Below are 12,284 nucleotides of genomic sequence, written 5' to 3'. Positions count from 1 at the left end.
CCCGGCTTCGTGATACGTATGAGGCGATATGAGGATCTGGCGATGACCGGCCGTGCCGGCCGGGGGACCCCCGACGTGAGCCGGCGGCTGGTCGGCCGGGACGCCGAGGTCGCGTTCCTGACCCGGGTCCTGGACGACACGGCGGCCGGTGCCGGCGGCTGCCACGCGATCACCGGCGCGCCCGGCATCGGCAAGTCGGCGCTGCTGCACGTCGCGATCCGGCTCGCCACCGGCAAGGGCGTCGCGGTCGCGACCCGCGAGGCGTTCCGGCTCGACCAGGCCGCGCCGCTGGTCACCCTCGCCGGCGCGCTGCGCGACTGCTCCCCCGCGACGCCGGCCTTCGCCTGGCTCGCCGAGCGGGCGCCGGAACGGGCCGACCCGTTCGGGGCGCTGCAACGGCTGCGGGCGTCGCTCGAGGAGGCGGCCCGCGAGCGGCCGCTGCTGATCGTCATCGACGACGCGCAGTGGATGGACGAGCTCAGCGCGCTCGCCGTGCGCGAGCTGATCCCCGCCCTCGCGTCCTCCCCCGTGCGCTGGCTCTTCGCCCACCGGCCGCCGGCCGGCGACGACCGCGAGACGCCGGGCCACCAGCTGATGCAGTGGCTCCAGCGCGAGGGCGTCTCGCCGCTGCGCCTCGGCGTGCTCGACGACAGCGCCATCGCCCAGCTCAGCGCGGACGTGGTCGGCGCCGATGTGGACAACACCGTGGTGGCGCTGGCCGCCTCCTGCCTGGGCAACCCGCTGCGCACCGAGCAGCTGATCAAGGCCCTGGTCGCGACACACCAGCTCGTGGTCGCCGACGGCATCGGCTCGGTGGTCGGCGACGACCTGCCGTCCAGCTTCGTCGACTCGGTCCGCGAGGTCCTCGACACGCTGTCCGAGCCGGCCGCCTGGCTGCTGCGCTCGGTGGCGGTGTTCGGCCGCCCGTTCACGTTCGACGAGGCCGGCCGGCTGACCGCCCACCCGCCCGCCGACCTCTACCCGCTCGTGCGCGAGGCGATGGCCGACTTCCTGGTGGAGGACGCGGGGGGCGGGCTCGCGTTCGCGCACGACCTGGTGCGCCAGGCCGTCTACAACACCCTGCCCCGGGCCATGCGCGAGCAGCTGCACCGCCAGGTCGCCGCGATCAGCCGCGACGCGGACCGGCCCGCCCTGGAGGTCGCCGAGCACCAGCTCAAGAGCGGCCGCACGGGAGCCGGCGACGCGGTCCGCATGGTGCGCTCGATGGCCCGCGAGATCGCCCGGGTGGCCCCCGGCGCGGCGGCCGACCTGATGCTGCGCGCGCTGGCGGCGGCCGATCCCGCGGACCCGGGCCGGCCGGCGCTGATCGCCGACACGGTGGGCCTGCTCGCCGCCGCCGCACGCCTGGAGGAGGCCCGTGAGCTGGGCGGTCAGGCGCTGGAGGCGGGCCTCGACCCGCAGACCGAGGCGCTGCTGCTGCTGGGCCTGGCCGAGGCGTGCAAGCACAGCGGCCTCAACGAGATGACGGTCCGCTATTCCGGCGAGGCCCTGCGCCACGAGGGCCTCCCGCTCGCCGTGGAGGCGAGGCTTCACGCGGTACGAGCGCACGCGCTCTGCTATCTGGGCCGGCTCGCCGAGGCGGACGAGTCGGGCGCGCGCGCCGACGAGCTCGGCCGGCAGGGCGGCGAGTACGGCGCCGCCGTCTTCGGCACGGCGGGCCGCAGCCTCGTCGCGTACGCCGAAGGACGGCTGGCCAACTCGCTGGAGCACGCGCGTGCGGCGACCGCGCTGGCCGATCGGGAGGGCGGCGACGCGGCGCAACGGCACCCGCGCATCTGGCTGGGCGGCGCGCTGACCGTCCTCGACCACTTCGACGAGGCCGAACAGGTCATCCGCGCCGGCCGCCGCGAGTCCGACCGCTACGGATCCTCCTGGGCCGAGCCGCTGTGGCACTACTTCCAGACCTCCCTGCTGTACGCCAGAGGACGGCTCGAGGAGGCCGCGGTCGAGGCGGACTCCGGGCTCACCGTGGCCGAGCGGCACAACGCGCACGCGCTGGCCATGCCGCTGCTGGGCATGCTGCTGCGCGTCGCCGTGCTGCGCGGCGACCTGGCGGCCGCCCGGGACCATCTCGATCACGTACGCCGGCTGGCCGCGGGCGGCGTGACGGCGGTGCCCGAGGACGTGCTGTGGGCCGAGGCCCTGCTGCTGGACGCCGAAGGCGCGCCGTCGGCCGCGTTCTCGCTGCTGCGCGACTTCTACCCGGCGCTGCCCGAGCGGCCGGCGCTGCTCGCGGGCGACCCGGCGTCCGCGGCCGAGCTGGTGCGCATCGCCCGCGACGCCGGCCGGCCCGAGGAGGCGTCGGCCGCCGTGCGCGCGGCCGAGCTGCTGGCCGCACGCAACCCCGGCTCCCGGTCCGCCGCCGGCGCCGCCGCGCACGCGCGCGGCGTACAGGACAAGGATCTGGACAGGCTGCAACAGGCCGCCGACCTGTTCCGGGCGGTCGGACGGCCGCTGCCGCTGGCCGCGGCGCTGGAGGACGCGGCGATGCTCGGCCGGGGATCACGCGACGACCGTGCCGTGCGCTCGTGGTGCGAGGAAGCGCTGACCATCGTCACCGACTGCGGCGCCCACCGCGCTCGCGGCCGCATCGAGGACGTGCTCGGCGGATGGGTGGCCGTGCCGCCCGAGCCCGCCGCCGCGGCCGAGACGTGCCTGCCGCAGCTCACCCCCGCCGAGCGCAAGGTGGCGCTCGAGGTGGGCAAGGGCCGCACGAACATCCAGATCGCCGAGGCCCTCTACATCTCGAAGCACACTGTGGACGCGCACCTGCGCAACATCTTCGGCAAGCTGAGCATCCGGCGCCGGGCGGAGCTCGCCGCCGTCGTGGCCCGCGAGTGCGCAGGGTGAACCACGTGAACGCGTGATGCGCACCGGCGCCGCGGCGGCCGAGGATGGCGGGGTAATCCGCCCACCTCCCCACCGCCAAGGGGATGCCGATGCCGACAGCCGCGTTCCGGACGCCGGTGCTCGTGGCCGGAGCCGGGGTCACCGGCTCGCTCACCGCGCTGGAGCTCGCCCACCACGGGGTGCCCAGCATGGTCGTGGAACGCGCCGGCGTGCCACCCCGGTTCGCCGACCCGCTGCTGATCAACGGGCGCAACATGGAGCTGCTGCGACGCCTCGGGCTCGCCGCCGGTCTGCGATCGGCCGGTGTCGACCCGGACAGCCCGGTCGACGTCGTCTGGGCACGCGGCGTCGACCAGCCGCCCGTGCTGGTGTGGCGGCTGCCCTCGGTCACCGAGCTGCGCGGGGCGTACGCGGCGACCGCCGACGGCACCGCACCGATCGAGCCCTACCTGCTGATCTCGTGCACCGGGCTCGCCGAGCGGCTGCACCGGGCGCTGCGCGACCACCCACTGATCGACCTGCGCTGCCGCTGGACCCTCACCGACCTGCGGCCGGAGGCGGACGGCGTGGCCGCCACGGTGATCGACGCGGGGGCGGGCCGGCGGCACGTGGTCGAGGCCGCCTACTTGGCCGGATGCGACGGGGCCGACAGCACGGTACGCCGCTGCGCCGGCCTGACCATGGAGAAGCTCGGCCCGTCCGCCTCGCACCTCACCGTGGCGTTCCGCGGGGGCGCCACGGCCGGCCGCTGGGCCAACCCGTCCGCGGTGATCACCGGCGGAAGCACCGTGCTCACCGGACACGACGGCGACCTGTGCGTGGCGCACCTGCCGCTGGGCGAGGACGACGAGCAGGCCGTCGCCGACCCGGCCGGCCTGCTCGCGCGGCGCCTCGGGCTCGACGGCGACCCGCCCCAGATCCACGCCGTCACGCAGCGGGCCGGCGCGCCCTCGATCGCCCGCGCCTACCGCCGGGGCCGCGTGCACCTCGCCGGCCAGGCCGCCCACCTGGCCGAACCGCCCGGCAACGACGTGGACACCTGCATCGGCGACGCCGTCGACCTGGGCTGGCGGCTCGCCGCGGCCGTGCACGGCTGGGCCGGTGAACACCTGCTGGCCGCATACGAGACCGAACGCCGCCGGCAGGCCCGGCTCGACCGGGAACTGGCCCGCCGGGCCGGGCAGACCCGCAGCCGGTTCCAGCGGCTGGTGGCGGCCGGCGCGGCCCGGGAGACCCTGGTGGACATCCTGCGGCAGGAGGCGCCCCAGCTCGACCCGGCCGGCACCGGGCCGGCCGGGATGGCGGGCACGCCCGGCTTCCGCCCGCCCGCGTTCCGGCTCGCCGGCGGCGACCAGTTCTTCGACCGGCTCGGCCCGCAGCTCACCCTGGTGGACCTCACCGACGACCAGGGCGGCTGGCCGCTGGTCACGGCGGCGCGGGCCCGCGGCGTGCCCATCCGGCACCTGCCGATGGCGGGCGCGCCGATGCCCGCGGCCTGGTCGGGCCGGCTGGTGCTGATCCGCCCCGACCAGCAGGTGGCGTGGCGGGCCGACGGGCCGCCGCCGGACTGCGAGGGCGTCCTCGACGAGGTGACGGGCGTGCGACACCAGTTATACGAGAACGCGTGATGCGGCGGACGGAGCCCTGCGGCGAGGCTCGACATCTCCCAGCCCATCGGGAACGGACAACGGCGGGAACGGACAGAGGGACGATGTCAACGACACTCACCGACGACCTGGGGCGGACCACGATCGCCGGCTGGTACATGCGGCTCGCCGGCAACCCCTGCCCCCGGCGCAACCATTGGCAGACAAAAGTCATCTACTACCGCGCGGTCGCGGAACTGCTGGCCGCCCGGCCCGAACGCCCGCTCACCTGGAAGACGATCGTCGGCGCGGCCCGCCCGCACGGCTGCCGCAGCACGTTCTACGAGGTGACGGGCGTCCGAGCCCGGCACGCGATGATCGGCGAGCTGATCGCCGAGGGCAGCATGCGCTCCATCGAGATCGCGGTGCGCTACCAGCGGCCCGACCCGGTCGAGCAACTCGTCGACGAGACAAAGGTGTGGGCCTTCTGGCCGTACCGGCAGAGCTTCGCGGAACGGGCGGCCACCCTGCCGCCCCCCGACCTGGTCCCGGCGGAACTGGGCGACGTCCTGGTGGCGTGGGCCCAGCGCTACCCGGCCCTGGCGGCGGCGAACTCCTACCGCCCCCCGGCGGTGGCGGTCGAGGACCTGGCGTTCCTCCACAGGGGCCGGCTGGCCGCAACCCGCGCCGAGGGCCGCCTGACGGACGTGATCCGGCAGGCCCTCCACCCTTAGCCCCGGCGGACGTTCCAGCGCCCGCCCGGCCCGCATCACGGCTGCCGGCAGTCGCGGCTCAGACCCGGACTGCCGGCAGCCGCTCGGCTCGGCTCGCGCCCGGGCTGCCGGCGCCCGCTCGGCTCGCGCACAGGCTGGCGGCGCCCGCTCGGCTCGCGCCTGGGCCAGCGGCGCCCGCTCGGCTCGCGCCTAGGCTGGCGGCGCCCGCTCGGCTCGCGCCTAGGCTGGCGGCGCCCGCTCGGCTCGCGCCTGGGCCGGCGGCGCCCGCTCGGCTCGCGCCTGGGCCGGCGGCGTGCTCTCGGCGATGATGGGGGCATGGCCGAGAGGGTGCCGAGGCGTGCCGGTGGGTGGCCGCGGGCGACGTTCCTGGGTGGGCTCGCGCCGGCGACCGCCGACGAGTTGCTCGGCATGACGGTGCGGCACCGCTACGAGAGCGGCCGCCCGATCCTGCGCGAAGGCGACCACGCGACCCACGTGGTGGTGCTGGAGAGCGGCTTCGTCAAGGTGACCACGGCGGTGGAGGGCTTCGGCACGCTGCTCGGCATCCGCCTGCCCGGCGAGCTGGTCGGCGAGATCGGCGCGCTGACCGGAAGCCCCCGCAACGCCACGGTGACCGCGTGCGGCACCGTCCACGGCGGCATCGTCACCCGCCCGGCGTTCGAGGACTTCCTGCGCCGCCACCCCGAGGCGTCCACCCTGGTCATGGCGATGATCGCCCGCCAGCTGACCTGGGCGAACCGCCGCCGCAGCGACTTCGCCGCCTTCCCCGCCCACATCCGCCTGGCCCGCCTGCTCGTCGAGATAGCCGACGCCTGCGGCCGCGAGCTCGACAACGGCCGCGTCGAGATCGCCGTCCCCCTGAGCCACCCCGAACTGGCCGCCATGATCGCCGTCTCCCGCGCCACCATCCAGAAGGCCGTCCAGGAGCTACGCACCACCGGCCTGATCGGCACCGCCTACCGTCGCATCGTCATCCTCGACCTCCCCGCCTTGACCACCGTCGCCGCCGCGGCATCAGGCGAGTGATGAGCCTCGGCGGCGCCCACCTCACGGCGCCGCCGTAGCCGTGGACCTCGCCGGCGGGGCCGTCAGCGGACGCGGCCTCGCGGCACCAGGCGAGTGATGAGCCTCGGCGGCGCCCACCTCACGGCGCCGCCGCAGCCGCAAACCTCGCCGGCGGGGCCGTCAGCGGACGCGGCCTCGCGGGACCAGGCGGGCGATGGGCATCGGAGGGGCCGGCATCGGAGGGCCGTCGTAGCCGTGGACCTCGCCGAAGCGTGGGGTGTGGTCGGCCCAGTCGGCTCTCATCTGGACGATCTCGTCGTGGTCGCGGGCGACGAAGTTCCACCACATGACCAGGCGCTCGTCGAAGGGCTCACCGCCGAGCAGGAGCAGCCGGGAGGCGGACTCGGTGGACAGGCGGAGCGAACGGCGGCCCTCACCCGCGTACAGCAACGGGCCTTGTTTGAGGGTGACCCCGTCGATCGTGGGGGCGCCGTCGAGGGCGAGGACGGCGTATTCGAAAGCGGGCTCGAGGGGTAGCTCGGCCTCGGCGCCGTCGGCCAGGGAGATCTCGGCGCCGACGAGCGGGGTGTGGCAGACGGCCGGGGAGGTGGCGCCGGCGAGGGTGCCCATGAGGACGGTGATGGTGAGGCCGCCGTCGGAGACCACGGGCAGGTCGGCGTGGTGGGCGAAGGCGGGTGGCATGTCGCGGGCCGCGTGGGGCAGGGCCACCCACAGCTGGACGCCGTGCAGGATCGGCGAGTGGACGGCCGGCGTCTCCTCGGAGTGGGCGATGCCGCGGCCGGCGGTCATGAGGTTGAGCTGGCCGGGGCGGATCTCCTGGACCGTGCCGAGCGTGTCGCGGTGGAGCACTTCGCCGGCGAGAAGCCAGGTCACCGTCTGAAGGCCCGTGTGGGGATGGGGGCCGACGCGCATGCCCGCGCTGCCGGTGAGGTCCTGCGGACCGTACGCGTCGAGGAAGCACCACGCGCCGACCGTGCGCCGCTGTCTGTTGGGGAGCGTGCGCGTGACGGCGAAGCCGCGCGGCCCGCCGAGCGCGACCGGCGCGCCCTCGAGCATCTCCAAGGCAGCCGGTGCGGCCGGGCCGACTTCAGGATCCGCTTCGTAGCTACTCACACCCGGGACGCTACTCGCGGGGTGTGACAGAAATGCGGAACGGCGGTGGGGCGCGCTCCCACCGCCGTTCCTCCCGGCCATGCCGCGCAAAAGTTCCCTCACACCGTCATGGGGGGCAATTCGGTGTGAGAGCCCTGGGTCAGCGCGGTGGCGGCCTTACAAACGGGGGCGGCGGCCGCCGGCCGGGGAGTTGAGGGTCTCGAGCGTCCAGGCGTCGAGGCGGCGCAGGGCCGCCCGCCAGGTGGCGCGTACGGCGCCGAGGTCGAGGCGCGGCATGATCCCGCTCCTTTCGGTCGGTGTCGTGAAGCTCCATCCGGGACCCCGTCGTCCCGGGCGCTCATCCACCGTGACATCCGCTAGCACCATGATCCGTGGGAAGCCAGCGTGGGCTTCGCCACGTTGTTACTCGGGCGTAGCTACCGGGGGTCCCTCCAACGGGGTCGTCCGTCAATCCGTGGGGATCCTCAATACGTGTTTAAGAATGGCTTAAGTTGAGCGATCTCCCCCGGGCGGCGTTTGAACCCCGCGCCTGCGTTCTCCGTACTCTCCCTCGACGAACCACGCCCCGACGGCCTCGGGGGGCGCTCCGGGGGCGGTAGCGCCGTTCGCAAATCCGTGGTTAACCTTCCACATCCACCGCGTGGGAGGGGACGATCCGGGCACGCGTGACAGACGGGGGGCAGCATGCGGCGATGGGGTGACCGGCACTCCGGGCGCCGTGCGTCCTGGGTGCTCACGGGAGCCGCCGCATGAGCTTCGAGGACGACGAATACTGGGACGAGGAATACTCCGAGTACTCCCTCGTTCCCAACGCGGCTGTCGTGCAGGAGAGGCCGTACGTACGCCGTGACGGCCCCGAGCCGGTGATCCCCACGAAGCGCCCCGCCGACGCCGGCGAGCCGGTCGACGAGCTCGCGGCCCGCCGCCGGCGCCGCGCGACGAACAGTGCCTTCGACACGCAGCGCCCGAGCTGGCTGGACGACCCCGAGTTCTCGCCCGTCGACACGTCGCGGCCCAACCTGGCCGGCGACGACTTCGACGACGTCGACTTCAACCGCCCCGAGCTCGGCGCCGACTTCGAGAACCCCGAGTTCCCCATCGGCGACGGCGGTGCCCGGCGGCGCGACGAGCGCTTCGGCGACTACCCCGACGACATCGACGAGCCGTACGACCACCGCGACCTCGTGGCGTACGGCCACGGCCCGGACGCGGGCGCGGTGACGGTCGGCTGGGACGAGGAGTACGAGCAAGAGGAGCGCCCGGCCGGGAGCCGCTGGCGCCGCCTCGCGGGCAAGGTCACGCCCTCCGGCGGGCGGGGGCGCGGGCGTCCCGGCTCGGATGATCGGCGTGCGGAGCCGCCGGGCCGGCGGGCTCCCGAGGCCGATCCTCGTGGATCGTCGCAGCAGGGTGACAGCAGGCCCGTCGCGGGCGGGCGCGGCCACAGTGACATGCGGCCGGCGGCAGATGGGCGCGGCCAGGGCGACATGCGGCCGGCGGCGAGTGGCCGGGCGCGGGTGCCCGAGGCGCCGGCTCCGGGCGAGGCGCACGACCTCTACCGGCGGCCCGACCAGGGTGGGCAGCGCCGGGTCACCGACGGTGAGGGACCGGTGCGCGGGGAGCGCCGTCCGGGCCGCCCTGGGGAGTCCTTCCAAGACCCGGCGGGGCGTGGGCGGGCCACTGTCGAGGCGCGTCGTTCGCCCGACGATCTCCGGCACGCGCCCGAAGACTCGCGGCGTGGGGCCGGCGATCCGCGCCGTGCTCCCGACGGTCTGCGCCGGTCGGGTGGCGACCCCCGATACTCGCCGGACGAGCCGCGGCGCGCGCCGGACGACCCGCGCCGGGCCGAGCAGCATCGCGGCGCCGAGGAGGTGCGCCGCCGCGACGACGGGTGGGAGCAGTCGCGCCGGCCCGGCGACGCCGACGAACGGCGCGGACGGCGCGTGGAGGGCGACGACCGTTTCGCGCCCGGCTTCCCGACCGACGAGCGCGGGCGCCGCACCGGCGAACGCACGGCCATGATCTGGGACGAGCCCCCCGCGCGGGACGAGTACGACCACCGCACCGGCTCTCGCCGGCCCGGCGAGCGGGTGAGCTACGACATCGACGAGCGGTACGAGCGGCGCGATCGCTACGCGGCCGACCAGCGCTACGTCACCGACGAGCGCCATGCCGGCGAACGCTACGCCGGCGAGCGCTACGCCGATGAGCGGTACGCCAACGACGAGCGCTACACCGGCGACGAGCGGTACGTCGCTGATGAACGCTACGCCGGCGACGGGCGGTATGTCGCTGATGATCGCTACGCCGACGACGGGCGGTATGTCGGCGACGGGCGCTCCGTCACCGATGAGCGCTACGCCGCTGACGAGCGGTACCGCGCTGACGGCCGGCGTCCCCTCGACGGCTACGACGAGTCCCGGCGTGCCGACTCCCGCCGCCCGTGGCCCGCGGAGGAGCGGGCCTGGCCCGGCGATCGCGATCCGCTGGACGAGCGCTGGCCGGTCGAGGAGGAGGCTCCCGCCCGGCACCCCCGCACGATCGACGGCGAGGTGCTCGACGAGCGTCCCCCGCGCACCATCGACGGCGAGCTGGTCGTCGGCAGCCACCGTTCCTGGCGCGACGACGACGAGGAGATCCCCGAACCCGTCGCGGAGGACCGCACCGCGGCTCCCGAGCCCGAGCTCGACCGCGCGGACCCGCGTCCCTCCACGGCCGACGGCGAAGACACCACGGAAACCGAGGACCGCGGCGAGCAGGACGGCGGCCCACGCGTCATCAGCAAGGCGGCGCCGCCCACCCAGCCCCGCGTGATCGGCAAGGAGACCCCGCCGCCCGCTCCGCGCGTGGTCAAGGCCGACCCGCCGACGACACCCCGCGTCGTGGGCACCCACGCTCCGACGCCGGCGGCCCGGGTGGTCAGCTCTCCCCCGGCCCAGGCCCAGCCGGCGGCGCAGGCGCGCCCGGCGGCAGAGTCGCAGCCCGCGGCCCCGGCTCAGCCTGCGGCGCTCGCAGCAGAGTCCCAGCCACGGCCCGCAACGCCGGCGCAGCCCTCGGTCCAGTCCGGTCAGGCAACGCCGGCCCGGCCCGCGACCCAGGCGCAGCCCTCGGCAACGCCGGGATGCGCATCGTCCGCCCAGCCTTCGGCCCAGCCGGGGCAGGCAGCTCAGGCGCAGGTGCAGCCCTCGGCACCGCCGAGGTCGGCCCCATCCGCGCAGACACAGCCCTTGGCACCGCCGGGAGCCGGAACATCCGCGCAGCCCGCGGCTCAGGCGGCGTGGCCGCCCTCGACGGCGCAGCCCCAGCCCGCAGCCCAGCCAGGGCCGCCGGCACCGTCCCAGCCGTCGGCCGTCGCGCAACCCGCAGCGCATCGGCGCCCGGCGACGCAGGCGCAGCCCGCGGCCCAGGCGGGGCCGCCGACAACGTCCCAGGCGGGGCCGTCCCAGCCGTCGGCCGTCGCGCAACCCGCAGCGCATCGGCGCCCGGCGACGCAGGCGCAGCCCGGAGAGCAGCCGCCGCCCGCGGCTTCCCCGGCACGCCCGGCGGCTCCTGCGCCGCATGCGGCTGCCGGTCCGGCCACGCAGTCCCGCCGGCCCGCTCATGACGGCGGCGACCGCCGTCAAGCGCCCGCACCGCCGCCGGGCGCGGCCGCGCAGGCACAGATGCCGACGCAGCCCCTCGCTTCCTCCGGCCCTGCTGCGCAGGCGGCGCCGGCCGGTCATACCCCTTCTGTCCAGGGTCGTCCCGCGGGCGGTGACTCGCCCGCCGACACCAATTCGCGGCTTGGCGTCCCGCCACGGCAGCGTGAAGACGGGTTCACGCCTCGCGACGCCGCCCACCCCGGATACGGCCAGCCGGAACACCGCCCCCGCCGCAGCCCGCGCACCGCCCACGTCATGCTGTCGGACTCCGAGGCGACACCGTGGTCGATGGTGCCCGACCAGGCACCGCCGCCCTCGCTGCCCATGACCGGCCTCACGCCACCGGTGTCCCCTGCGGGCCCACGCCCGGCCCCCGGCCACGGCTATCCGGCCTCGGGCATCCCGCAGCAGACCCCGGCACCGCAGAACTACGCCGCACCGCACGCCCACCCGCACCAGGTCCAGCCCGGTGCAACCCCGCAGCAGGCCCCGCCCACCGCGCCGCAGACCCACCCACAGCACAGCCAGCCCGCGGCTGCCCAGTCCTACCCGCCGCAGCACATCCGGCCGGAAGCAGCCCAAGCCCACGGGCAACACGGCCGGCCGGAAGCACCCCAGGCCCACCCGCAACACGGCCGGCCCGCCGCAGCACCGGAGGCCCAGCCGCAGCACGGCCAGCCGCAGCAGGCTCGGCCCCAGCGGCACGACCAAGGCCGGCCGGCAGCGGAGGTCTACCCGCAGGGCACCACGCAGCCCAACTCGCCGTCGGCGCAGCCGCAGAGTGGGTCGCCGTGGGCGCCTCCCGGTGTTCCGCCGCAGCCTTCCGGGGGCCAGGGGCGCGGTGTGCAGGCACCCACCGGGGTGCCCGCCGCCTACGCGACCCCGCCCGCAGTCCCCGCGACGCAGCAAGGGCCCGCGCCGGCAACGCATGCGCAGCGGACGCCCGGCGGTCCGACGCAGGCACCTCCGGCCACGAGCGAGGGCCGGCCCGCGTCCAACGGCGCAACCTCGGCACCGAGCGGCCCCGCCACGACGCCCAGCGATCCGACACAGGCATCCCCGGCGACCCGGCCCACGAGCGACAGCCGCCCCGCCTCCAGCGGCCCGGCCTCTACGCCCGGCGGTCCGACGCAAGCGCCTCCGGCTGCCCGGCCCACGAGCGACAGCCAACCCGCACCCAGCGGCCCCGCTCCTACGCCCGGCGGTCCGACGCAAGCGCCTCCGGCTGCCCAGCCCACGAGCGACGGCCGGCCCACACCCAGCGACGCAGCCTCGGCACCCGGCTACGCGACCTCGGCACCCAGCGACGCAACCGC

The 12,284-nt window shown here is 75.9% G+C and carries 5 protein-coding genes and 1 pseudogene; 5 read left to right on the top strand and 1 reads right to left on the bottom strand.

From position 1 onward, the window contains the following. Positions 1-42 precede the first annotated feature (42 nt). The 4 genes from Ade02nite_RS17905 to Ade02nite_RS17890 all read left to right on the top strand — a co-directional run bounded on the left by Ade02nite_RS17905 (position 43) and on the right by Ade02nite_RS17890 (position 6,217). A complete protein-coding gene (locus Ade02nite_RS17905) occupies positions 43-2,871 on the top strand; it encodes an ATP-binding protein (RefSeq protein ID WP_203764191.1) in 2,829 nt (942 codons plus the stop codon). Between the two features lie 89 nt (positions 2,872-2,960). Then, on the top strand, positions 2,961-4,499 hold the full coding sequence (locus Ade02nite_RS17900) for an FAD-dependent monooxygenase (protein WP_203764181.1): 1,539 nt from the start codon (positions 2,961-2,963) through the stop codon (positions 4,497-4,499). Positions 4,500-4,582: 83 nt separating this feature from the next. Beyond that, the gene (locus Ade02nite_RS17895) at positions 4,583-5,191 is read left to right on the top strand and encodes a hypothetical protein (RefSeq protein ID WP_203764179.1); all 609 of its coding nucleotides are present in this window, start codon (positions 4,583-4,585) and stop codon (positions 5,189-5,191) included. A gap of 315 nt (positions 5,192-5,506) precedes the next feature. Then, positions 5,507-6,217, top strand: a complete 711-nt coding sequence (locus Ade02nite_RS17890; protein WP_203764177.1) for a Crp/Fnr family transcriptional regulator — start codon at positions 5,507-5,509, stop codon at positions 6,215-6,217. Positions 6,218-6,376: 159 nt separating this feature from the next. On the opposite strand, the gene Ade02nite_RS17885 is transcribed toward Ade02nite_RS17890, so the two are convergent. Beyond that, positions 6,377-7,330, bottom strand: a complete 954-nt coding sequence (locus Ade02nite_RS17885; RefSeq protein ID WP_239168847.1) for a pirin family protein — start codon at positions 7,328-7,330, stop codon at positions 6,377-6,379. Between the two features lie 749 nt (positions 7,331-8,079). Between Ade02nite_RS17885 and Ade02nite_RS17880 the strand changes: the two are divergent. After that, positions 8,080-12,284: pseudogene (locus Ade02nite_RS17880) on the top strand (hypothetical protein); the annotation flags it as partial.

This window comes from Paractinoplanes deccanensis, from assembly GCF_016862115.1.
Lineage (GTDB): Bacteria > Actinomycetota > Actinomycetes > Mycobacteriales > Micromonosporaceae > Actinoplanes > Actinoplanes deccanensis.
The sequence above is the reverse complement of the archived record's forward strand: the minus strand, read 5'-3'. Positions and strand labels throughout refer to the sequence as shown.